21 protein-coding genes are annotated in these 22,047 nt (G+C 66.3%); 12 read left to right on the top strand and 9 right to left on the bottom strand.

Features of this window, described 5'->3' with window-relative positions:
- Positions 1-54 precede the first annotated feature (54 nt).
- Positions 55-936, top strand: coding sequence for a mycofactocin-coupled SDR family oxidoreductase (locus QOJ24_RS14390; protein WP_526262260.1), 882 nt, complete (start codon positions 55-57; stop codon positions 934-936).
- Between the two features lie 16 nt (positions 937-952).
- On the opposite strand, the gene QOJ24_RS14385 is transcribed toward QOJ24_RS14390, so the two are convergent.
- Positions 953-2,755: a thiamine pyrophosphate-requiring protein gene (locus tag QOJ24_RS14385; protein WP_526262258.1), complete on the bottom strand. Its 1,803-nt coding sequence runs from the start codon at positions 2,753-2,755 to the stop codon at positions 953-955.
- A 47-nt stretch (positions 2,756-2,802) separates the two neighbouring features.
- Here QOJ24_RS14385 and QOJ24_RS14380 point away from each other — a divergent pair, with 47 nt between their 5' ends.
- Together QOJ24_RS14380 and QOJ24_RS14375 are read left to right on the top strand one after the other, a co-directional pair.
- A complete protein-coding gene (locus QOJ24_RS14380) occupies positions 2,803-3,105 on the top strand; it encodes a hypothetical protein (protein WP_526262256.1) in 303 nt (100 codons plus the stop codon).
- 8 nt (positions 3,106-3,113) lie between these two features.
- On the top strand, positions 3,114-3,590 hold the full coding sequence (locus QOJ24_RS14375) for a hypothetical protein (RefSeq protein ID WP_526262254.1): 477 nt from the start codon (positions 3,114-3,116) through the stop codon (positions 3,588-3,590).
- On the opposite strand, the gene QOJ24_RS14370 is transcribed toward QOJ24_RS14375, so the two are convergent.
- Positions 3,578-4,375 (bottom strand): IclR family transcriptional regulator, encoded by a 798-nt coding sequence (locus QOJ24_RS14370; protein WP_526262252.1) that lies wholly within the window; start codon positions 4,373-4,375, stop codon positions 3,578-3,580. The genes QOJ24_RS14375 and QOJ24_RS14370 overlap by 13 nt on opposite strands.
- Positions 4,376-4,462: 87 nt before the next feature.
- Between QOJ24_RS14370 and hutU the strand changes: the two genes are divergently transcribed.
- The 8 genes from hutU to QOJ24_RS14330 all read left to right on the top strand — a co-directional run bounded on the left by hutU (position 4,463) and on the right by QOJ24_RS14330 (position 13,816).
- Positions 4,463-6,127, top strand: coding sequence for a urocanate hydratase (gene hutU, locus QOJ24_RS14365; protein WP_526262250.1), 1,665 nt, complete (start codon positions 4,463-4,465; stop codon positions 6,125-6,127).
- A gap of 2 nt (positions 6,128-6,129) precedes the next feature.
- The gene (locus QOJ24_RS14360; protein ID WP_526262249.1) at positions 6,130-7,365 is read left to right on the top strand and encodes an allantoate amidohydrolase; all 1,236 of its coding nucleotides are present in this window, start codon (positions 6,130-6,132) and stop codon (positions 7,363-7,365) included.
- Positions 7,362-8,705 carry a formimidoylglutamate deiminase gene (locus QOJ24_RS14355; protein ID WP_526262247.1) on the top strand — a complete coding sequence of 448 codons (1,344 nt, stop codon included), beginning with the start codon at positions 7,362-7,364 and terminating at the stop codon, positions 8,703-8,705. The genes QOJ24_RS14360 and QOJ24_RS14355 overlap by 4 nt, the downstream gene beginning before the upstream one ends.
- A complete protein-coding gene (gene hutI, locus QOJ24_RS14350) occupies positions 8,702-9,889 on the top strand; it encodes an imidazolonepropionase (protein ID WP_526262245.1) in 1,188 nt (395 codons plus the stop codon). The genes QOJ24_RS14355 and hutI overlap by 4 nt, the downstream gene beginning before the upstream one ends.
- Positions 9,889-11,433, top strand: coding sequence for a histidine ammonia-lyase (gene hutH / locus QOJ24_RS14345; RefSeq protein WP_526262243.1), 1,545 nt, complete (start codon positions 9,889-9,891; stop codon positions 11,431-11,433). The genes hutI and hutH overlap by 1 nt, the downstream gene beginning before the upstream one ends.
- A gap of 26 nt (positions 11,434-11,459) precedes the next feature.
- On the top strand, positions 11,460-12,230 hold the full coding sequence (locus QOJ24_RS14340; RefSeq protein ID WP_526262241.1) for an SDR family NAD(P)-dependent oxidoreductase: 771 nt from the start codon (positions 11,460-11,462) through the stop codon (positions 12,228-12,230).
- Positions 12,227-12,850 carry a TIGR03085 family metal-binding protein gene (locus QOJ24_RS14335; protein ID WP_526262239.1) on the top strand — a complete coding sequence of 208 codons (624 nt, stop codon included), beginning with the start codon at positions 12,227-12,229 and terminating at the stop codon, positions 12,848-12,850. Before QOJ24_RS14340 ends, QOJ24_RS14335 begins: the two co-directional genes overlap by 4 nt.
- Before the next feature lie 75 nt (positions 12,851-12,925).
- Positions 12,926-13,816, top strand: coding sequence for a mycobacterial-type methylenetetrahydrofolate reductase (locus QOJ24_RS14330; RefSeq protein ID WP_526262237.1), 891 nt, complete (start codon positions 12,926-12,928; stop codon positions 13,814-13,816).
- Here the strand turns inward: QOJ24_RS14330 and QOJ24_RS14325 are convergent.
- From QOJ24_RS14325 to QOJ24_RS14315, 3 genes are all read right to left on the bottom strand, one after another.
- Complete coding sequence (locus QOJ24_RS14325) at positions 13,813-14,463, bottom strand: GAP family protein (protein ID WP_526262235.1); 651 nt, start codon at positions 14,461-14,463, stop codon at positions 13,813-13,815. The two genes, QOJ24_RS14330 and QOJ24_RS14325, sit on opposite strands and share 4 nt — an antisense overlap.
- A gap of 100 nt (positions 14,464-14,563) precedes the next feature.
- A complete protein-coding gene (locus QOJ24_RS14320) occupies positions 14,564-14,977 on the bottom strand; it encodes an STAS domain-containing protein (RefSeq protein ID WP_526262233.1) in 414 nt (137 codons plus the stop codon).
- An 85-nt stretch (positions 14,978-15,062) separates the two neighbouring features.
- Positions 15,063-16,310, bottom strand: a complete 1,248-nt coding sequence (locus QOJ24_RS14315; protein ID WP_526262231.1) for a DNA polymerase domain-containing protein — start codon at positions 16,308-16,310, stop codon at positions 15,063-15,065.
- Positions 16,311-16,376: 66 nt separating this feature from the next.
- Here QOJ24_RS14315 and fadD2 point away from each other — a divergent pair, with 66 nt between their 5' ends.
- Entirely contained in the window at positions 16,377-18,083 is a 1,707-nt protein-coding gene (gene fadD2 / locus QOJ24_RS14310) for a long-chain-fatty-acid--CoA ligase FadD2 (protein ID WP_526262229.1), read from the top strand.
- A gap of 12 nt (positions 18,084-18,095) precedes the next feature.
- Here the strand turns inward: fadD2 and QOJ24_RS14305 are convergent, their stop codons facing one another.
- From QOJ24_RS14305 to QOJ24_RS14290, 4 genes are all read right to left on the bottom strand, one after another.
- Entirely contained in the window at positions 18,096-18,566 is a 471-nt protein-coding gene (locus tag QOJ24_RS14305) for a hypothetical protein (protein WP_526262227.1), read from the bottom strand.
- Positions 18,567-18,694: 128 nt separating this feature from the next.
- On the bottom strand, positions 18,695-19,024 hold the full coding sequence (locus QOJ24_RS14300; protein WP_526262225.1) for a hypothetical protein: 330 nt from the start codon (positions 19,022-19,024) through the stop codon (positions 18,695-18,697).
- Positions 19,025-19,392: 368 nt separating this feature from the next.
- A complete protein-coding gene (locus QOJ24_RS14295; RefSeq protein ID WP_526262223.1) occupies positions 19,393-20,409 on the bottom strand; it encodes an aminotransferase class IV in 1,017 nt (338 codons plus the stop codon).
- A 31-nt stretch (positions 20,410-20,440) separates the two neighbouring features.
- Positions 20,441-21,940 carry an amino acid permease gene (locus QOJ24_RS14290; RefSeq protein WP_526262221.1) on the bottom strand — a complete coding sequence of 500 codons (1,500 nt, stop codon included), beginning with the start codon at positions 21,938-21,940 and terminating at the stop codon, positions 20,441-20,443.
- Between the last annotated feature and the right edge of the window lie 107 nt (positions 21,941-22,047).

Below are 22,047 nucleotides of genomic sequence, written 5' to 3'. Positions count from 1 at the left end.
TGCGTAAATTAGGTTCGCTTCGTTGGAGAATTGCGTTCTATCGGCGGAGGACAGATGGCTGGACGGCTCGAGGGCAAGGTCGCTTTCATCACTGGTGGGGCCCGCGGGCAGGGCCGCGCGCACGCGCTCGCGATGGCCAAAGAGGGCGCCGACATCATCGTCATCGACATCTGCCGGAACATCGACTCCAACCCGTACCCCCTGGCAACGCCCGATGACCTTTCCGAGGTCGAGCGGTCGGTCAAGGAACTGGGCCGCCGAGTGTTCGCCAGGGTCGCCGACGTCCGCGAACGCCACGAATTGCGCGACGCGCTCGAGGCCGGTGTCGCCGACCTCGGCAAGCTCGACATCGTCGTGGCCAACGCGGGCATTCTGCCGATGGCCTTCGGGAAAGAGTTTGATCCGATGCACTTCGTCGACGCCACCGACGTCGATCTCCTCGGCGTGATGAACACGGTCGCCGTCGCCCTGCCCCATCTACCCAACGGCGCCTCGATCATCATCACCGGTTCGACCGCCGGAATGATCAAAGGCACCAGCGACAACCCGATGATGGGTCCGGGCGGTGCAGGCTACGGCTGGAGCAAGCGGACTCTCATCGACTACGTCGACCATTTGTGTCTGCAGGTGGCGCCCAAGATGATTCGGGTCAACGCCATGCACCCCACCAATGTCAATACCCACCTGCTGCAGAACGACGGCATTTACAGCGTGTTCCGTCCCGACATGATGGCCGAGGGTAAGAAGCCGACCCGCGAGGATGCCGAACCTGCCTTCACCTACTTCAACGCCATGCCGATCCCCTACGTCGAACCCGAGGACATCGCGAACCTGGGCGTGTTCCTCGCCAGCGAGGAGAGTCGCTACATCACCGGGCAACACATCCGGGTGGACGCGGGTTCGATGCTCAAGTGGCCCAACGGACCTGGCGCCTGACTCACAGCGGGTTGAGTCATGAGGAAACCGATCGACTGCCCGGGATGAACTCCTGCACCTTGGTTTTCGCGCCCTGATACATCAGGTGCCAGGCATTAGAATCGCCTCGGAGCACGGCGGAGGTCAGTTCCTTCATCTGCTCGTAGGTGGCGTGCGGCGGTATGGGTGGAACCTCCGGATCACAGGCCACGTCCATCAGGACCGGACCGTCGGCGGCCAGCGCCTCGTCCCACGCGCCCGCGACGGCGTCATCGGAGTCCACCGAGATGGCCTGCAGCCCCATCGACCGTGCAACGTCGGCATAGGACAGATCCGGAAGCGACTGTGACTCCTCGAATTTCGGTGAGCCGCCCATCGCGCGCAGTTCCCACGTCACCTGGTTGAGGTCGTTGTTGTGGAAAACGCACACGACCATGCGCTGATCGGGCCAGCGGTCGCGGTACCGGCTGATGGTCAGTAGCTCGGCGAGGCCGTTCATCTGCATCGCACCGTCGCCGACCAGCGCGACAACCGGGCGCGACGGGTGCGCGAACTTGGCGCCGATGGCGTACGGGACCGCGCAACCCATGGTGGCCAGCGTGCCCGACACCGACGCGCGCATACCCGCGCGCAGCCGGACGCAGCGTGCATACCAATTCGTCGAGGAACCGGAATCAGCGGTCAGAATCGCGTTGTCCGGCAGGCGTTCGGAGAGTTCCCAGGCGACCCGCATGGGGTTGACCGGCTTGGCGGTCAGCATGCTCTGTCGCTGCACCACATCCCACCAGCGGCCGACGTTCTTCTCCACGCCGGTACGCCATGACGCGTCGGCCTTGGGTCGTAACTGCGGGATCAGCGCGCCCAACGCGGCTTTGGCGTCGGCGACGATGTTGACCTCGGTCGGATACCGCATACCGATGGCGCTGCCGTCCACGTCGATCTGCACCGCGCGGGCCGCACCGTACTCGGGGAGGAACTGGCTGTAGGGAAAGTTGGATCCCACGATGAGCAGGGTGTCGCAGTCGCGCATGAGCTCATAGCTGGGGCGCGTACCGAGCAGACCGATAGCACCGGTGACGAAAGGCAGGTCGTCGGGCAGAACATCCTTGCCGAGCAACGCTTTTGCCACCCCGGCACCGGTCAGTTCGGCGACAGCCGTGACCTCGTCGGCTGCGCCTCTGGCGCCCTGTCCGATCAGGATCGCGACCCTTTCGCCAGCGTTCAGGATCTCCGCTGCCGCACGCACCTGTTCGTCGGTCGGATCCAGCCTGCCCACCGCGTCGCCCGGGTCGCTCGACGGCACCTGCTTGAAAGCGTGCGCCGGTGCGCTGTACTTCTCCTCCTGCAGGTCCGACGGAATGATCACCGCGGTGGGACACCGCCGTGTCCGCGCTGTGCGGATAGCACGGTCGAGCGCCATCGGAAGTTGTTCGGCCACGTTGACTTCAACCAGGTAGTCACTTGCGACATCGTGGAACAACGCCTGCAGGTCGACCTCCTGCTGATAGCTGCCGCCCATGGCGCTGCGTGCCGTTTGACCGACGATCGCCACGACTGGGACGTGGTCGAGCTTGGCGTCGTAGAGGCCGTTGAGCAGATGAATCGCCCCTGGGCCGGACGTCGCCATGCACACGCCGACGTCGCCGGAGAACTTCGCGTAGCCCGTCGCGGCGAGGGCGGCCATTTCTTCGTGGCGCGTCTGAATGAACCGCGGTTGATCGTCCGCCCGTCCGAACGCCGCGATCAGGCCGTTGATGCCGTCGCCCGGATAGCCGAACACCTGATCGACTCCCCACTGCCGCAGGCGGTCCAGCACGAAATCGGCAACTTCTTGGCTCATGCCGTGAGCCATACCCCGCTGCGGCCGCGTTATGCCTCCGTGAAGTAGTGCCCCGCGTCGAGGTCGTCGACGCTCCGCAGTCCATGTCTCCGCTGGAAGCGGTCGGCGCGGCGAATACTCGTCTGCAGGAGAGGGAGCTGATCAAGCTCTCGGTGATCGCCTCGGCGCTCGCGGACGCGCTGGGCCGCAGGGGCGTGGCCGAGTCGCTGGCGAAGTTGACCGCCGAGGCGGGTGTCGCGGTGTTCAAGGTCGCCTTCGAGCGGTGGATCGGCGACGGCAGGCGAGATCAGCTGCCACACTTCATTCGATCCTCGCTCGACGAACTGAAGGAGATGGCCGCAGGAGGCTGATGATGTCCATGTCTAAGCCAGGTGTGCTCGCGGTCGCTTCGGTGGCCGCGGCGGTGGCTGTTGTCACGCTGCCGTCGGCGTGGGCGGCACCCGCGACAGACGCCAAGGGCTATGTGAGCTCGACGGCGCGCTGCGAAGCGCCCGCTACGGTCGTCGTCTTCGGCAGTACGGACGCCTCACGTGTGGCGATCTGTCGGACGGCCGGCGGCACGTACGAGTATCGCGGAGTGCGCGTCAGTGACGGCGCCAAGCTGGTCGCCCCCGCCGAGGCATCGACCGACGGCGCATTCGTCGCGGACAGCGGTGGGATCGGCTACATGGTGACCGCGAAGTCACTCGTCCTCAGCGAGGGCAACAAGGTGATCCGCGAGGAACCGATGGTGGAGTTCCACGGCCCGGCGGCGCCGGCACCGCAGGCGGCCACGCCGACGTCCACGACGCCACTGCCCCCGCCGCTGCCCGCCGAGCGGGGTCACGAAGGCTGACCAGCGAGCCACCCCTGCGGCGGCCTGCCGGACAGCGCCGAGGTCAACTGCTGAGCCGCAGTCTGAACCGCGCGCACCAATTCCGTTGCGGGCAAATGGGATCCGTGCTGGCGCAGTGTGATGCTGAACGCCGCAGCCGGGTGGCCGGTGTGGTCGAAGGCGCATGCCGCCACCGACTGCAGGCCTGGCGTGATGAGGCCGACCTCCTCGGCCCACCCTTGGCGCCGTGCTTGCTGCAACACCCGTCGCAGCTCGGGCAGAGAGGTGGGGCCATGGCCCGTTCTGTTGACGAACGCGCTGTCGGACGGAAACAACGCCCGCACCTGGGCGGCAGGAAGATGCGCAAGCATGGCGCGCCCGCTTGCGGTCAGGTGCGCTGGCATGCGCACGCCGATCCCGGTCAGTGTGACGGCCATGTGTGCCGCGGTCGGGTGCTCGCGGAGGAGATAGAGAGTCTCGGCGCCGTGCAGGATCGCGAGGTGGGCGGTCTCGTGTACGCGGGCGACGAGTTGCTTGAGCACCGGGCGAGCCCACATCTCCAGTGGCCCGTGCCGCAGGTAGGCCGAACCCACCTCGAACGCGGACACCCCGAGCCCGTAGGTGCGCTGGTCCGGCAGGTGTACGACGAAGCCGCGTTCGGTGAGCACCTCGAGCAGGTGGTAGGCGGACGAGCGCGGCATGCCGAGATCGCGCATGATCGCCGCGCCCGAGACCGGACCGGATCGGCGGGCCAGATAGAGCAGGACGTCGAGCGCGCGTCCCACCGCAGGCGATGTGCTCGACATGGCGCACCCTAACAAGGTCTCGGATACGAGACATTAGTGGGTTCGGTGGTCTGGAAGCAATGACCGGTGATCGGGTGTGCTGAAGCCATGACCTCTGCAACCGAGCCGCACCCGGTCCGCGCCCCGCGCGGCACGACGCTGTCCTGCAAGGGCTGGCAGCAGGAAGCTGCGCTGCGCATGCTGATGAACAACCTCGATCCCGAGGTCGCCGAGCACCCGGAGGATCTCGTCGTCTACGGCGGCACCGGACGCGCGGCGCGCAGCTGGCCCGCGTTCGACGCGATCGTGCGCACGCTGCGCGATCTCGAGGACGACGAGACCCTGCTGATCCAGTCCGGAAAGCCGGTCGGCGTCTTCCGGACACACGCCTGGTCACCGCGCGTACTGCTGGCCAACTCGAATCTCGTTGGCGACTGGGCGAATTGGGAGAAGTTCCGCGAGCTGGAGGCGGCTGGACTGACGATGTACGGACAGATGACCGCAGGCTCCTGGATCTACATCGGCACGCAGGGGATCCTGCAGGGCACGTACGAGACCTTCGGCGCGGTTGCGAAGAAGAAGTTCGACGGAACCCTGGCCGGGACGATCACGCTCACCGCAGGCGTCGGCGGCATGGGTGGTGCCCAACCGCTCGCGGTGACCATGAACGATGGCGTTGCGATCTGTGTCGACTGCGACGAGAGCCGCATCGACCGGCGAATCGCCCATCGGTACCTCGACACCAAGGCCGCCGACATCGATGAGGCGCTCGCGTTGGCGGTCGAAGCGCGAGATGCCAAGCGGCCGTTGTCGATCGGCCTTCTCGGCAACGCCGCCGACGTTTTTCCGGCGTTGCTCGACCGGGATGCGCCGATTGACATCGTGACCGACCAGACGTCGGCGCACGACCCGTTGTCCTACCTGCCGACCGGCATGCTGTTCGAGGACATGAAGAAGATGGCCGACAAGGACCCGGTGTACTTCACCGAGCAGGCGCGGGAATCGATGGCCACACAGGTGAAGGCGATGGTCGGCTTCATGGACAAGGGCGCCGAGGTGTTCGACTACGGCAACTCGATACGTGACGAGGCGCGCAAGGCCGGCTACGACCGGGCCTTCGACTTCCCCGGTTTCGTTCCCGCCTACATCCGCCCGCAGTTCGAGGAGGGACTCGGTCCGTTCCGGTGGGCGGCGCTGTCGGGTGACCCGAAGGACATCGAGGCCACCGACCGCGCGATCCTCGACCTGTTTCCCGATAACGACCATCTCCGACGCTGGATCACCATGGCCGAGGAACGGGTCGCCTATCAGGGCCTGCCCGCCCGGATCTGCTGGCTCGGCTACGGCGAGCGGCACAGGGCAGGGCTGAAGTTCAACGAGATGGTCGCTTCCGGCGAGCTTTCGGCGCCGATCGTCATCGGCCGCGATCACCTTGACTCCGGATCGGTCGCGTCCCCGTATCGGGAGACCGAAGCCATGGCCGACGGCTCCGACGCCATCGCGGACTGGCCTCTGCTGAACGCCTTGGTGAACACAGCGTCCGGCGCATCGTGGGTGTCGATCCATCACGGTGGCGGCGTCGGCATGGGCCGCTCCATCCACGCGGGCCAGGTATGTGTGGCCGACGGGACGGATCTGGCGGCCCAGAAGCTCGAGCGGGTGCTGATCAACGACCCGGGCATGGGCGTCATCCGGCACGCCGATGCAGGCTACGTGCATGCCATCGCGGTCGCAGCCGAGCGGGGAGTCCGAATTCCCATGCAAGAGAAGTGATCATGGACTTCGATCCGCGGTTCGACTCCCTGTGGGAGTCCATCCTCGACGTCGGACGCGAACCCACCACCGGCGGTTATCGCAGATTCGCGTGGAGCACGGCCGATCTCACCCTCCGCGAATGGTTCTCCGCCGAAGCGCAGCGTCGCGGCATGACCGTGGAGGAGGACCGTAACGGCAACATGTGGGCGTGGTGGATGCCCGCCGGGTGGCGTGGTGACCCAAGGGGCGCATTCGTCACCGGCTCTCACCTCGACTCGGTGCCCGACGGTGGCGCGTTCGACGGGCCGCTCGGGGTGGTGTCGTCGTTTCACGCGGTCGATCTCCTCCGCGCCCGCGGTGTCGCACCCGTCGTCCCGATCGCCGTGGTCGCATTCGCCGATGAGGAGGGTGCCCGGTTCGGTGTGGCATGCGTCGGATCGCAGCTGAGCACGGGGGCACTGACGGCCGACCGGGCGCTCGCGCTTCGCGACAACGACGGAACCACGTTGGCCGACGCGCTGCGCGACGCGGGCCGCCGCCCGGAACTACTCGGCGTCGACGACACGCTCACCGAACGGGTAGGTGTGTACGTCGAGCTTCACGTCGAACAGGGCCGAGCGTTACAAGACCTGGGCCGCCCGATCGCCGTGGCCTCGTCGATCTGGCCGCACGGCAGATGGCACCTCACCTTCGGCGGTGAGGCCAACCATGCCGGCACGACCCGGCTGGTCGACCGGCGTGATCCGATGCTGCCCTTCGCATCCGCGGTGCATGCCGCGCGAATCGAGGCAGCCAGGCACGGCGCCGTCGCCACATTCGGGAAGGTCAGGGTGAGCCCGAACGGCGCAAACGCCATTCCGTCCCGGGTCGACGCGTGGCTGGACGCCCGCGCCGCCGACGAGGCCACCCTCGCGACAGTCGTCGAATCGATCCGGGACTCGGCCGCGCACTATGCCAAGGACGGCCACGTCACCGTCGACTTCGAAGCCGAGTCGATCACCCCGATCGTCGAATTCCCGGACGCGCCGCGCCTGCGGGTGCAGGCTGCGCTGTCGCAGTTCGGCGAGGTTCCCGTGCTTCCTACCGCCGCGGGCCACGACGCCGGAATCCTCTCGGCCAAGGTGCCGACAGCGATGCTGTTCGTGCGCAACCCCACCGGGGTTTCCCATTCCCCCGAGGAGTACGCGGAGATCGCCGACTGCCGCACCGGCGCGGAAGCGCTGGCCGACGTGATGGCCGATTGGGTGGCGCGGTGACCGACGGGAACTTCTGGTGTGAGAACGCGTGGCTGGACAGCGAGGTCGTGGCCTCCGTTGGGGTCGTCGTCAACGCCGGACGGATCACCGAGATCGATAAGGGCGTGCCGCCGACGTCGTCGTCTCGGCGGCTTCGCGGTCTGGTGATCCCCGGCCTGGCCAACGCGCACTCGCACGCCTTCCACCGGGCACTGCGATCGCGAACCCAGCGTGATCGCGGCAGCTTCTGGACGTGGCGAAAGCTGATGTATGACACCGCAGGACAACTGACGCCCGAGCGCTACCAAGCCTTGGCGACGGCCACCTACGCCGAGATGGCACTGGCGGGAATCACCGCGGTCGGCGAATTCCATTACCTGCACCACGATGTCGGCGGAAGGCGCTACGCGGACCCGAACGAAATGGGCAAGGCGCTGATCGCGGCCGCGTCGGCCGCAGGGGTACGCCTGACGCTGCTGGACACCTGCTACCTACGCTCCGGACTCGACGGTGCCCCGCTGGCCGACGGTCCACAACAACGATTCGGCGACGGAACCGCCACCGCATGGGCCGAGCGGGTGGACGGGTTGAGAACCGACTTGCAATCACACGAGCAGGTGATCGTCGGTGCTGCAATACATTCCGTGCGGGCGGTGCCCCCGGCTGAGATGACCGCGGTGGTCGAGTGGGCCGACACCCATCGCGCACCACTGCACGTGCACTCGTCCGAGCAGACCGCCGAGGTCGACGAGTGCATCGCGGTGCACAACTGCACCCCGACCGCACTTCTGCGCGACAATGGAGTCCTCGGGCCCCGCACCACCGCAGTGCACGCCACGCATGTGACCGGACAGGACATCGCGGACATGGACCGCACGGCGACCGGCGTCTGCTTCTGCCCGACGACCGAACGCGACCTGGGTGATGGGATCGGACCCGCGCCCGCCCTGCTGGCAGGGCGCGGACCGTTCAGCCTGGGATCTGACAGCCACGCGATGATCGACCTGTTCGAGGAGGCGCGCGCCGTCGAACTCGACGAGCGCCTGGCCCGCCGCGAGCGCGGAATCGTCTCCGCGGCAACGCTACTGGACTCCGCAACTGCCGCCGGTCAACGCGCCCTGGGCTGGACGGAGGCGGGCAACTTGCGGGTCGGTGCGCATGCCGACCTCGTCGCGGTCGATACTCGGTCGATTCGTACCGCGGGTGGCGGAGCCACGGCGGAGAACGTCGTGTTCGCCGCATCGGCCGCCGACGTCACCGACGTGATCGTCGACGGTCGACATGTGGTGACCGAGGGACGACACGTAGCGCTTGCCGACGTCGGCGAGGCTCTTGCACAGGCGATCGGGTGGCAGGAATGACCGTTCTCTACGACAACATCGGCGAGCTGGTGACCAACGACGCGGCGCAGGGCGACGGTTCTCTGCTTGGGCTCATCCGGGACGCCGCGATGGTCGTCGACGACGACCGCATCGCCTGGGTCGGCCCGACAGACAAGGCGCCGGCCGCAGAGCAGCGGGTCGACTGTGGGAATGCAAGCGTGATACCGGGATTCGTCGACAGCCACGCGCACCTCGTCTTCGCCGGCGACAGATCCGCCGAGTTCGCCGCGCGGATGAGCGGCGCCGCTTACGACGGCGGCGGCATCGCGACGACGGTTTCGGCGACCCGCGCCGCCTCGGACGCCGAGCTGTCGGACAACGTCGACCGGCTGATCGGCGAGCTCTTGGCCAGTGGCGTCACGACTTTCGAAACCAAGAGCGGCTACGGCCTGACCGTGGCCGACGAACTCCGTGCGTTGGATATCGCCGGTCGCGCCACAGCCGAAACCACATTCCTCGGTGCCCATGTCGTTCCCGCCGAGTACCGCGACCGTCGTGACGACTACGTCAGCCTGGTCGCGGGGGAGATGCTCACGGCATGCGCACCGCGAGCCAGATGGATCGACGTGTTCTGTGATCGCGGCGCGTTCGACGTCGACGAGGCGAGGACGATCCTGCAGGCCGGCGCCGGTGCCGGCCTCGGTCTGCGCGTGCATGCCTCCCAGCTCGCTGCTGGGCCGGGTATCAAGCTCGCCGTCGAGTTGGGTGCGGCGTCGGTGGACCACTGCACGTATGCCGACGACGGTGACCTCGAGGCACTCGCTGCAAGCGACACCGTCGCCACCCTGCTGCCTGGCGCCGAATTCTCCACCCGCGCACCATGGCCCGACGGCCGACGCTTCGTCGAAGCGGGTGTGTCGATCGCCCTGGCTACGGACTGCAATCCCGGCACGTCGTACACCACCAGCATGCCGTTCTGCATTGCGATGGCGGTCCGCGATATGCATCTGACGCCCGCAGAGGCGTTGCGCGCGGCGACCAAGGGCGGGGCGTCCGCCCTGCGCCGCGACGACGTCGGAGTGCTTGCGCCCGGCATGCGGGCGGACTTCGTCAGACTCGATGCACCCTCATACGTTCACCTGGCCTACCGGCCCGGCGTGCCCATCGTCGACGACGTGGTGCAATCCGGCGCTCCCACGCAACGAAAGCAGATCGAACAGTGATGAATGATTCCAAGGTCGTTGTCGGGGTCGGCCCGGTCACCTTCGCCGATGTCGTCGCGGTGGCGCGCCAGGATGCCCGGGTAAGCATCGCCCCCGATGCGCTCGACGCCGTCGCGGCCAGCCGGGTCCACATCGAGGCGCTCGCCGGCCAACCCACCCCGGTCTACGGTGTGTCCACCGGCTTCGGCGCACTCGCCACCCGACACATACCCCTGCAACGACGAACGCAACTGCAGCGCAGCCTCATTCGGTCACACGCTGCGGGTACCGGCGCTGAGGTCGAGCGCGAGGTCATCCGCGCGATGATGCTGCTGCGGTTGTCGACACTGACGACCGGCCGAACCGGAGTCCGTACGGAGACGGCGCAGGCCTACGCCGATCTGCTGTCCGCCGGGCTGACGCCCGTGGTGTACGAGTACGGCAGCCTCGGCTGCTCCGGCGACCTCGCGCCGCTGGCGCATGTGGCGCTCGCGGTGATGGGTGAAGGCCACGTCCGCACCGCTGACGGTGTTCTGACGCCGTCAGCAGAAGCAATGGCCGAACACGGGCTGGGGCCGGTGACGCTCGCCGAGAAGGAAGGCCTGGCGCTGATCAACGGCACCGACGGAATGCTGGGCCAACTCGTACTCGCCCTCACCGACCTGGACAGCCTGTTCCGGCTCGCCGACATCGCCGCGGCGATGAGCGTCGAGGGTCTGCTCGGCACAGACCGGGTGTTCGCCGACGATCTCCAGCGGCTGCGACCACATCCGGGCCAGGCGGTGTCCGCGGCGAACATCACCCGACTGCTGGCGGGGTCGGCGATCGTCGCCAGCCACCGGGGTGACGACTGCACCCGGGTGCAGGACGCCTACTCGCTTCGATGCTCACCTCAAGTAGCAGGTGCCGCGCGCGATACCGCCGGCCACGCACGAGCGGTCGCCGAACGCGAATTGGCAAGCGTCATCGACAATCCCGTGATCACACTGGACGGGCGGGTCGAGTCGAACGGCAATTTCCACGGCGCGCCGGTCGGCTATGTGCTGGATTTCCTGTCGATCGTGGTGGCCGACGTGGCCAGTATCAGCGAGCGGCGCACTGATCGGTTCCTCGACGCCGCGCGCAGTCACGGGCTGAACCCCTTCCTTGCCGACGACCCGGGTGTCGACAGCGGGCACATGATCACGCAGTACACCCAGGCCGCCATCGTGTCGGAGCTCAAACGGCTGGCCGCCCCGGCGAGCGTGGACTCGATCCCGTCGTCGGCGATGCAGGAGGACCATGTGTCGATGGGCTGGTCGGCGGCTCGCAAGCTGCGCCGTGGCATCGACGGTCTGACGCAGGTGCTCGCGATCGAGGTGCTCAACGCGGCGCGCGGCATCGAACTGCGCCAGCCCCTGATGCCCGCACCTGGGACCGCGGCGGTCATTGCGGCGCTGCGCAAGCGTGTCCAGGGTCCAGGCGAGGACCGCTATCTGGCGCCCGAGATCGCCGCCGCCGTCGAGCTGGCGCGAACCGGAGCGTTGGTCGAGGCGGCGGAAGGCGCCGTCGGCGCCCTGTCCTGACCGATCGCGCCGATAGTCTGCGACGTATGGGACTTCGGGGATTGACCGGCAAGGTCGTCGTCGTCGCGGGGGGAGCCACCGGAATCGGTGCCGCCACCAGTCGCAGGCTAGCCGCTGAGGGTTGCGCGGTGCTCGTCGGTGATGTCGTGGCCGACGGGGCGCGCCGAACGGCCGAAGAGATCACCGAGGCGGGCGGCACCGCAACCGGCGTTCCGTTCGACCTCGCCGAGCCGGACTCGGTGGCGGCCCTGTTCCAGACCGCCGCGGATATCTACGGCGGCGTGGACGCGTCGTTCAACGTCGGCGCCGACATGGCTGCGCTCATGGGCGACTCCGACGTCGTCGACATCGAGCTGGATCTGTGGGACCGGGTGATGGCGGTCAACCTCCGCGGCTATGTGGTCGCGCTGAAATCGGCCATCCCGTTGATGCTGGCGCGCGGCGGAGGGGCCATCGTCAACATGTCGTCGGCGGCGGCGTTCCAGGGCGAGCCGACCCGCCCGGCCTATGCCACCGCGAAGGCCGGCATCGGTGCGCTGACCCGCCACGTCGCCGCCCGATGGGGCAAGCAAGGGATTCGTTGCAACGCCGTCGCGCCGGGTTTCACTGCGACACAGGCGATTCGGTCGGTGCCGCAATGGCCGGAGCTGGAGGCGGCCGCCCTCAAACGGATGCGCGGCAACCGTGTCGGCGATACGGACGACATCGCCTCGCTGGTCGCATTCCTGATCTCGTTGGAAGGTGAGTGGATCAACGGTCAGGTCATCAACATCGACGGAGGTACGGTTTTGCGATGACCGCAGCCTCCCGTGAACGTGCCGAACTGGTGACGACAATGCGCGACGCAGGTCCCGATGCGCCGACACTGTGCGGCGAATGGACCGTCCGTGACCTGGCGGCACACCTGGTGATCCGCGAACGCCGCCTCGACGCGGCGCCGGGCATCATGATTCCTGCGCTCGCCGGTTACACCGCCCGCAGGCAGCAGCACCTCACCGACACCACGCAGTGGCCCGAGCTGCTGGACATGGTCGCGTCGGGGCCGCCGCTGTACTCGCCGTTCAAGCTGCTCGATCCCGTGGTGAACACCACCGAGATGTTCATCCACCACGAAGATGTCCGTCGCGCGGTACTCGGATGGCAACCGCGGAGCCTCGAGGGCGACCTCGAGTCCGCACTGCGCAGGCAGGTGCGGTTGGGGGCCCGGCTGTCGCTGAGCCGCGCGCCTGCAACCGTGACGCTGCAGGACTCCGACGGCTCAACGCTGGCGTCCGTCGGCAAAGGCCCGCGGTGCACGATCACCGGGTCGGCACCCGAACTGCTGCTTTTCCTGTCCGGCCGCGACGCGGTGCTGATCGAATTCGGAGCCGACGACGACATCGCTGAGCAGGTGCGAGAGGCCCGCCGGGCGCTGTAGATCACAGTCGACGATTTCGAACTACACAGCTGCGCTCGGTATCGTGGTCCGGTCGTCTTGATCAGGAGCAACGCAGTGACCCTCAACACAATCGCACTGGAGCTGGTGCCTCCCAACGTGGAGCGCGGGCCGGAGTATGCGAAAGAAGAGGCGCGCAAGGTCGCGAAGATCTCCGCGGAGTCCGGCCTCGCAGGCCGGCTCAAGCACATAATGATCCCCGGGATGATCGACGAGGACGACGACCGCCCCGTCCCGATGAAGCCGAAGCTCGACGTCCTCGAGTACTGGTCGTTGATCCAGCCGGAGCTGCCGGGCCTACGCAGTTTGTGCACGCAGGTCACCCCGTTCATGGACCAGGCGGCCCTCGGCGAGCGGCTGACCTTGCTTCAAGGCGCTGGGTTCGAGGGCATCGCGTTCGTCGGAGTGCCCCGCACCATGAGCGACGGCGAAGGCACCGGTGTCGCCCCGACAGATGCGCTGTCGATCTACCGCGACGTGGTCGACAACCGCGGTGCGATCCTCATCCCGACCCGTGAGGGCGAGCAGGGCCGGTTCGAGTTCAAGTGCAATCAGGGCGCCAACTACGGCATGACGCAGCTGCTGTACTCCGACGCGATCGTCGGGTTCCTCACCGATTTCGCCAAGAACACCGACCACCGGCCCGAGATTCTGCTGTCTTTCGGCTTCGTGCCCAAGGTCGAGACCCGAGTGGGTCTGATCGACTGGCTGATTCAGGACCCCGGCAATGCGGCGGTCGCTCGCGAGCAGGAGTTCGTTCGGTCCCTGGCGAGCCGCGATCCCGCCGACAAACGTCAGCTGATGGTCGACCTGTACAAGCGGGTGATCGACGGCGTCGCCGATCTCGGTTTCCCGTTGAGCATTCACTTCGAGGCGACCTACGGCGTATCCGGCGCCGCCTTCGAGACGTTTGCCGAGATGCTCGCGTACTGGTCGCCGGACCGCTAGAGCGCGCGAATCCCGGTGTAGGTCAACAGGATTCCGACGACGAGAAGAATGGCCGCCGTGACGGTGGCATGTTCGCGCTGCATCCAGTCCCTCACCCGTTCGAGCTGCCCGTCGACGCGCTCGCCGGCCACCAGGTAGGCGAGGATCGGGGCGATCACCGTCGATCCGGCAAGGGCCGTGTAGAACGCCACGGCGAGCCAAACGTCGATGCCGGTCGCGGCGGTTCCGATGATCAGACCTGCCGCGGCGGTCATGACGACGACCTTCGGATTGGCGACCACCAGCCCGAATCCGATCAGCCCGGCGCCCAACGGCTTGATCCGTCCCAGCCGATTGAGAAAGGCAGGCGGCCGGGTCTCGCGTTTGCGTGTCACCCACCGCCCGGCGCCGAGCGCGATGAGCAGGACACCGACGGCGATCCGCACCACGGGCGCCCACGTCGGGGATTCTCGACCGAGCCCGTCGATCAGATGGGGCACCTGGACGAAGGCAGCGGTCAACACCGCGAGCCCGATAAGCCAGCCGGACATGAAGGCCAGCCCGGTGGGCCTGGGATGGTCGGTGTGCAGAACCAGCACGACCGCCGGAATTATCGATACCGGCGACAGTGCGACGACGAGCGCGAGAGGTAACAGCTCGCCGAGCAACGCTCCGGCGGACTAGCGCGCGGGCGTGGGTGTAGCGGTGTGCCTGCCGAGAAGGTAGGTCAACCAGCGGAGATCGATGAGCACGTGATCGCCCTTTCTGTTAGGCGGTCTTGGTGAGCAGAGGTAGAAGGCGCCGACGCTCGCCGATGCGATCGGCGATGTCGTGAAGCGCCTCGGCGACGGAGCCGACGGTCGGGAACGTTTCACCTTCACCGAACAACCGCAGTGTCCGGTGAACGTGTTGGCTGGGAACGATCGACCAATCAACGCCGGCGTGTTGGCAATCCTCGTCGACGGAGTAGAGGAGTGAAATGCAAGCCGGCGCAAAGGAAGTCACGCCGGTCATATCCAATACGAAGGGCTTCTCCGTCAAGACGAAGCGCCGTGCATAGGCAGTGATGACATCGAGGTTGGACTCGTTGACTTCGCCGCTGACCGTCACCACGGTGGCCAGCTGACGACACAGCGCACGCATCTGTGCGCCGCTGCAGTCGAGTGCCGGGTTCCCGTACATGAGGTCAAAGCTATGCCGCTGATCTAAGGCATTGGGGAGCGTCCGGTAATACTTTGCTAAGAACCGTTTTACGAGCGCTGGGATTCTAAGGACGGCGGAACTGCGCGCCGGAATAGTTCTCCCACGGGCTGTAGTCCGCGATCAGTGCTTCCTGTGGTGGTCGCAGGTCCTCTGGTACGTGCTGCAGGTTGATTCGGATGCGGTACCAGATCGAACTCGGTCCGCGCATACCGTCGAGTAACACGTCCACGGGCTTAAGTTTCTTAGCTACTTCCTCATATTTGTCGCGCCAGGTTTCGAGCGCGGCCATCGCCTCGTCCTTGGTCTTGGTGCGGGCGATCTCGATCAGCGGCATCGTCGATTCGCGTCGGCCGGTGCCCTTCTTCGCGCCCCTCGGTGCTTTCTCGGCGGGGCCGAGCCGGTCGGCGAGGTCGAGTAGTAGGTCCAGGCTGCCCGTCGCGTCGTCCATGCCTTCCCACGGGTCGCCGCGCTCGGCGAATCGCTCGGGCACGGTCGCGATGGTGAAGTTCTCGGCGCGGCAGTCGACGACCTCGTCCCACAGCAGTGGTGTGGACACCCTGGCGTCGGGCGTGGCCCGCACCGAGTAGGCCGAAGCCACCGTGCGGTCGAACGCGTTCTGGTTGAAGTCCACGAACACGCCCTCGCGTTCCTCCTTCCACCATCGCGCGGTGGCCATATCGGGCGCGCGCCGCTCGACTTCGCGCGCCACCGCCTGCGCGGCCAACCGGACGAACTTGAAGGGCCACCGCCGCTCGATGCGTGCATAGATGTGGAAGCCGCGCGATCCCGATGTCTTGGGCCACGCGGTCAGGCCGTGCTCTTCGAGAACTTCGCGCGCGACGAGTGCGACGTGGATGATCTGTCGCCAGTCGACCCCGGGCATCGGATCGAGGTCGACGCGCAGCTCGTCGGGGTGGGCGAGGTCGTCGGCACGGACCGGGTGCGGGTTGAGGTCGACGCAACCGAGGTTGATGGCCCACACCAGACCGGCGGCGTCGTGAAGGACGGCCTCCTTCGCGGATGTGCCCGATGCGTAGCGCAGCTCGGCGACATCGACGTAGTCGGGCCGGTTCTTCTCGGGGGCCCTCTTCTGGAAGACGGCCTCTTCGGTGATGCCCTTGACGAACCGCTTGAGGATCATCGGGCGGTCGGCGACCCCAAGCAGGGCCCCGGGAGCGACGGCGAGGTAGTAGTGGATCAGGTCGAGCTTCGTGACGCCGAGCGCGGGAAACACCACCTTGTCGGGATGCGAGATGGGCACCGCCTCGCCGTCGACCTCGAGGTGCTCACCCTTCGAGGACGATGCAGCCATACCGCCATGGTAGTTACGCAGCACTTTCCATACCGCGGTGCGACGGTCGTCACATAGTGTGGAGCCATGCCGAAGCTAACCGAACTTCCCTTTCAGGCAGCGGCCCTCGTCCAGCAATACGCCGAACGGGGCGCAGCCGAGCTGCACTACGCCCGCAAGATGTTCGAAGCGGGCGCGCTGAAGCTGGAACCGCCGCAGAACATCGCCGCCTTCGTGGCCGATATCCGGCGCTGGGGTGAGTTCGGCATGATTCCCGCACTGAACGCACGACGCACCCCCGATCGCACGGCGATCGTCGACGACGACGGCGAGGTCACCTTCAGAGAACTCGACGAGGCCGCCCACGCCCTGGCGAACGGCCTGCTTGCGATGGGAGTCAAGGGCGGCGACGGGGTGGCGATTCTGGCCCGAAACCATCGGTGGTTCCTGATCGCCCTCTACGGCGCCGCCCGCGTCGGCGCCCGCATCATCTTGCTCAACAGCGAATTCTCCGGTCCACAGATCAAGGAAGTGTCGGAGCGCGAGAACGCCCATGTGATCATTTACGACGACGAGTACACGAAGGCCGTCGCCCAGGCCGAACCGCCGCAGGGCAAGCTGCGCGCGCTCGGCACCAACCCCGACAAGGACGAGCCGTCGGGCAGCACGGACGAGACGCTGGCCGAACTCATCGAGCGAAGCAGCGCCAAGCCGGCGCCCAAGGCGGCGAAACACTCGTCGATCATCATCCTGACCAGCGGCACCACCGGGACGCCGAAGGGCGCCAACAGGAGCACCCCGCCGTCCCTGGCGCCGATCGGCGGCGTGCTCTCCCACGTGCCGTTCAAGGCCAACGAGGTGACATCGCTGCCCGCGCCGATGTTCCATGCACTGGGTTTCCTGCACGCCACGATCGCGATGTTCCTCGGCTCGACGTTGGTGCTGCGACGACGGTTCAAGCCCGCAACCGTGCTCACCGACATCGAGAAGAACAAGGCGACGGCCATGGTCGTCGTCCCGGTGATGTTGTCCCGGCTCCTGGACGAGCTCGAGAAGACGGAGAAAAAGCCCGACCTGTCGTCGCTGCGCATCGTGTTCGTGTCCGGGTCGCAGCTGGGCGCCGAACTGGCCAACCGTGCGCTCAAGGACCTGGGCCCGGTGATCTACAACCTGTACGGCTCGACGGAGATCGCGTTCGCGACCATCGCGCGGCCGCAGGATCTGTCGATCAACCCGGCGACCGTCGGGCCTGTCGTCAAGGGTGTGAAGATCAGAATCCTCGACGACAACGGAAACGATCTACCGCAGGGCGAGGTGGGGCGGATCTTCGTCGGCAACACCTTCCCGTTCGAGGGCTATACGGGCGGCGGCCACAAGCAGATCATCGACGGGCTGATGTCCTCGGGCGATGTCGGTTACTTCGACGAGCACAACCTGCTCTATGTCAGCGGCCGCGACGACGAGATGATCGTGTCGGGCGGCGAGAACGTCTTCCCCGCGGAGGTGGAAGACCTCATCAGTGGTCATCCCGAGGTCGTCGAAGCCACCGCGCTGGGTGTCGAGGACAAGGACTGGGGGCACCGGCTCCGCGCGTTCGTGGTGAAGACCGACGGCGCCAGTGTCGACGAGGACGCGATCAAGAACTACGTGAAAGAGAATCTCGCCCGCTACAAGGTGCCACGGGAAGTCGTCTTCCTCGACGAGCTGCCCCGCAACCCGACGGGCAAGATCCTCAAGCGCGAACTCCGCGAAATGGCCGTCGGCGGAGACGACGAGAAAGCCGAAGTGGAGTAACGCTTTTCGCCGCTACTGGCCGGGCGGCGGCTGCTGCTGGTCCTGGGGTGGCGTTGCGGCGCCGACGATCTGCTGGGCGGCGTCCGATCCCTGTTGCGCGGCGTCGACTCCCACGAACGTGTCCTTGGCGGTGCAGTTGCCCGCATGGACTGGCCCGGAGGGGACTTCACCCGGTAATTCCTCGCGGCCGCCGGGCGGAATGTAGATCGGAAAGCCGTTCATGCGGGCGCACACGCCTCCCGGCGGGCCCGATGTCGGATAGGGGCTGACGGCAGGCGCCTGGTTGAGAGCCTGGTTGGCCTGATCGGTCGCGGAACCAACGATGGCAGCCGGGTCGGGCTGCTTCTGCTGCTGTTGGCACTGCACATCGTCCGGATTACACGGCGGCGGATCGTCGGCACTCGCGATCGGCGCCAGAGCCATGATGGCGCCCGCGGCGGCTCCCAGCACGAGGGTGGCGGCAGTGGTGATGCGCTTCGGCATGTGCTTCGTCCTTAGTGGCAACATAAAGCGCCCGACGTGGGCGCTTGCTGCCCACATTGTCAGCGCACCAAGATCACCGCAATCCGGTTTGCTCACTTAATTTTAGTTAGTTGCGAAGGCAACCAAAATCAGCGCACGCCACTTGCGAACATCGCCGCTGACCAGGGGATTGACAGGCACACGAGCATCAGGGTCAACAGAAACCAGCCCGCGCCCTGCCAGATCACCCACGTGCCGCCTGCGCGCCAGACGCGATAGGTCTTGACGAGCGCACCGACGCCGCCGAGGAAAAGAATCGCAGGCACCGTGGAGGCGAGCAGCACCGAGCCCTTGTCGACGACGGCGAAAACAGCGAATGCGACACCGGCCACCACGATGACACCGGCCCCGTACCGAACCGCTCGGCGCAGCGCTTCCGGGTCGCGCCAACGCTTTTCGACGTCTCGGGTGTCACTCACTACCAGGGACCGTTGACATACCAGGACAGGCAGCCGGGACGGTTCCGGCACGCGATGATCGCGCCCGCGTCGGGTGCTGCGCCGCGAACCCTTGGCGCCCTGGGTGGAAGGTTGCAGTTCACCACATATGGGTTCCACGGAATCACCCCGTTCACACACGGCTGAGCGCTTGTGTCGGTATCGGTTTCGCTCACGACGGCGGGCACTGCCACCAAGAACGACACGGCCGCGGACCCGGTCACGACAAGGCGCGCTATGCGCTGCTGTATTCGCTTCATCACTACCGCCAACCACTACGGGTCGCTACCTATTTCGATGGTAGACCTCAGACGGTCGGCGAAGGTCAAATCGTCAATGGCAGCCCTCGCTCAGTACTCGATCGCCTCGATCAGCGGCGACGGCTCGTCCATCAGCGCCCAGAACCGGTCGCGGATGGCGGTTGTCATCTTGCCTGGCGCGCCGTCACCGAGCGCCTCCCCGTCGAGCGTGACGATTGGGGTGACGCCGCCTGCCGTCGTGACTGCCATCAGCTCGTCCGCCTCGTACAGCTCGTAGCTCGTGACGTCGCGCAGCGTGGCTTCGATTCCCATCGCGTCGGCGATCTCGAACACTGTCTTTCGGGTGATGCCCGGCAACGCATTTCGCGACGGCGACGCCAGCTTTCCGTCCTTGACGATGCAGACGTTGAAGCCCGGTCCTTCGGCGACGCAGTTGTCGGAGTCCATCAGGATCGCCGTGCGCGCGCCGCGGTCCTTCGCCTCGAAGCTCGCCGCGGTCAGATCGCCCCACTGGTAGTTCTTGATGGTCGGGTCGACGGTGTTGCGCCCCGCGCGGCGGACATGTCGCGGGACGACGGCAGTCGTCCCGAAGATCTGCTCGGCGGGCGGGAACGCCCACAGGTAGGGGATCGCGTAGATGTAGACCTGATGGGTCAGCTTGGATAGGTCCTTCTCGCCCTTGCGTTTTCCGTATCCGCGCGTGACGGTGAGGTTGACGAACGACTCCCGCAGCTGTGACATGCTCACACACCGTTTGGTGATGTCGGCCAGCTCCTCCTTGGTGTGGCCCGGGTCCAGCCGCAGTTTTTGCGCCCCGTCCAGCAGCCGGTCGAGGTGATCGCCGAGCCGGAAGATGTTGCCGTGCCACACATGTGCCACCGTGTAGGTCAGGTCGGAGTGCCCGAAGCCGGTGTCGAAGATCGAGATTCTGGCATCCTCGGCGGGTATGTACTCACCTTCGATCCAGGCGACACCGCCTGCGTACGGGCTCGAGGTGTCCAACTCGTAGTCGCTGTACTGGATCACCGACCCGGGCGGGGTGTCCTCCCGGATGGCGCCGGGCTCCACGGCGACGAGATTGCTCGACATACTGGTGGTAAGCGTCATTTCAGTTGATTCCTTTTCTGGCTGGCGAGTTTCAGGCTTTGTGGGTCTTGGCGTAGTCCGGTCCGGCCTCGCCGGTGGCCAGCCGCTTGCGCAACCCGGTGAAGGCCCAGAGCGTGGTCAATACGAGCAGGCCTCCGAACACGTAGCCGTTGCCTACGAACTGCGGCAGGAAGATCAGTGCGGCGCACACCAGCGTGAAGGCGATGGCCGCGACCACGGCCACGGGCACGCGCGCCTTGCCGAGGTCGAACGTGCCAGGCTCGGGCGCCGGGATGGTGCCGCGACGGGTGGCGATCATCACGGCGATTGTCTGCAGGAGGTACATCGAGCAGACCGCCAGCGAGGAGAGGCCGAGGATGAGGAAGAACGCCTTCTCGCTGACCAGTGCCGAGAGCAGCAGGATCGTCGAGAACCCGAAGATTCCGAGCACGGCGTAGGTTGGCGTGCGGTTCGACGGGGACACGTGCCGCCAGATGTGCGAGAACGGAAGCATGTTGTCGCGGGCCATCGAGTAGGTCAGCCGGGTGGCGACCAGGATGTTGGCCAGGATGCAGGCCAGCACGTTGGTCAGTGCCACGGCCACGACAATCTTGCTGATGATCGGGCCGACCTGCTGGGTGATGATCTCCTCGATGGGCGCTGCCGATGCGGCCTGTACGGCGTCGGCATTCTTGATCGCGAGTACGTAGACGACGTACATGCCGAATTCGATGATGATAGAGGCCGTCAGCGCGTAGAACATCGTGCGCGGGATGACGTGACGGGCGTTGACGGTCTCCTCGGCGATGTCCGCGCTGGCCTCCACTCCGATGAGCCCGAAGAAGGGACCGAGCGAGGCGGCCAGCCAAGCCAGCACATACGGGGTACTGCCGTCAGACGTGCCGCCGGTGAAAAGCACCGATACTGATTGGTGGTTGTCCGGCGAGGAGAACGCGACGATGGCGACGAGAATCGTTGCGCCGACGGTGATGACGAACTCGAGGCTGACGCCGATGTTGTTGACCATCGTCGCGAACCGCACGCCGTAGAGGTTGATGAGCATGCAGACGGCCATCACGCCGATGGCGATAAGGATCTGTGCGGTCTGACTCATGTTCCAGCCGAACAGGCTGCCGAGGTATCCGGACAGTATGAAGCCGACACCGGTCATGCCGCAGATCCAACCTGCGAGGGCGAGCACGCCGGTGAACAGCGCCATCGTCGAGCCGACGAGGCGACTGGTCCACTGGTACGAATAGCCGGCCAAGGGGATCTTGGCGGTCAGGTCGGCCGCAATCAGCGTCCAGATCACGAATACCGCAGCGGCGAGCAACAGAGTCCACACGAAGGGTCCGCCCGCGGTGAAGTAGCCCGCGCCGAAGCCGGTGAACACCGCCGTGGTGGCGCTGATCGTCGCGAAACCGATTGCGAAAGAGGCCAATCGGCCCACCGAGCGGTCGAGCTTCTGGGTGTAGCCGAACTGCTCGAGCTTGGCATCCTCGCTGTTGGCGGGTTCCGGAGCTTTCGCTTCGGCGGGTGCGATATCGGTCATGGCTTCTCCAGGCAGGCGGGTCGAACGGTCATCACAGAAAACTCCCTTGACCTGCCAGGCGGAAGTTCCAATAACTGATCTACTGATAACCCACGCTTATTAATGGA

The organism is Mycobacterium sp. (assembly GCF_032159775.1).
Lineage (GTDB): Bacteria > Actinomycetota > Actinomycetes > Mycobacteriales > Mycobacteriaceae > Mycobacterium.
This window is presented reverse-complemented; position numbering and strand designations above follow the sequence as displayed.

Bases quoted from the DNA above. Each gene is read 5' to 3' on its own strand.
- QOJ24_RS14315 (WP_526262231.1), bottom strand. From the start codon at position 16,310: ATGGCTGCATCGTCCTCGAAGGGTGAGCACCTCGAGGTCGACGGCGAG.
- QOJ24_RS14320 (WP_526262233.1), bottom strand. From the start codon at position 14,977: ATGTACGGGAACCCGGCACTCGACTGCAGCGGCGCACAGATGCGTGCG.
- QOJ24_RS14375 (WP_526262254.1), top strand. From the start codon at position 3,114: ATGTCTAAGCCAGGTGTGCTCGCGGTCGCTTCGGTGGCCGCGGCGGTG.
- QOJ24_RS14390 (WP_526262260.1), top strand. From the start codon at position 55: ATGGCTGGACGGCTCGAGGGCAAGGTCGCTTTCATCACTGGTGGGGCC.
- QOJ24_RS14290 (WP_526262221.1), bottom strand. From the start codon at position 21,940: ATGACCGATATCGCACCCGCCGAAGCGAAAGCTCCGGAACCCGCCAAC.
- QOJ24_RS14340 (WP_526262241.1), top strand. From the start codon at position 11,460: ATGGGACTTCGGGGATTGACCGGCAAGGTCGTCGTCGTCGCGGGGGGA.
- QOJ24_RS14385 (WP_526262258.1), bottom strand. From the start codon at position 2,755: ATGAGCCAAGAAGTTGCCGATTTCGTGCTGGACCGCCTGCGGCAGTGG.
- QOJ24_RS14295 (WP_526262223.1), bottom strand. From the start codon at position 20,409: ATGACGCTTACCACCAGTATGTCGAGCAATCTCGTCGCCGTGGAGCCC.
- QOJ24_RS14360 (WP_526262249.1), top strand. From the start codon at position 6,130: ATGGACTTCGATCCGCGGTTCGACTCCCTGTGGGAGTCCATCCTCGAC.
- hutH (WP_526262243.1), top strand. From the start codon at position 9,889: ATGAATGATTCCAAGGTCGTTGTCGGGGTCGGCCCGGTCACCTTCGCC.
- hutU (WP_526262250.1), top strand. From the start codon at position 4,463: ATGACCTCTGCAACCGAGCCGCACCCGGTCCGCGCCCCGCGCGGCACG.
- QOJ24_RS14305 (WP_526262227.1), bottom strand. From the start codon at position 18,566: ATGCCGAAGCGCATCACCACTGCCGCCACCCTCGTGCTGGGAGCCGCC.
- QOJ24_RS14370 (WP_526262252.1), bottom strand. From the start codon at position 4,375: ATGTCGAGCACATCGCCTGCGGTGGGACGCGCGCTCGACGTCCTGCTC.
- hutI (WP_526262245.1), top strand. From the start codon at position 8,702: ATGACCGTTCTCTACGACAACATCGGCGAGCTGGTGACCAACGACGCG.
- QOJ24_RS14335 (WP_526262239.1), top strand. From the start codon at position 12,227: ATGACCGCAGCCTCCCGTGAACGTGCCGAACTGGTGACGACAATGCGC.
- fadD2 (WP_526262229.1), top strand. From the start codon at position 16,377: ATGCCGAAGCTAACCGAACTTCCCTTTCAGGCAGCGGCCCTCGTCCAG.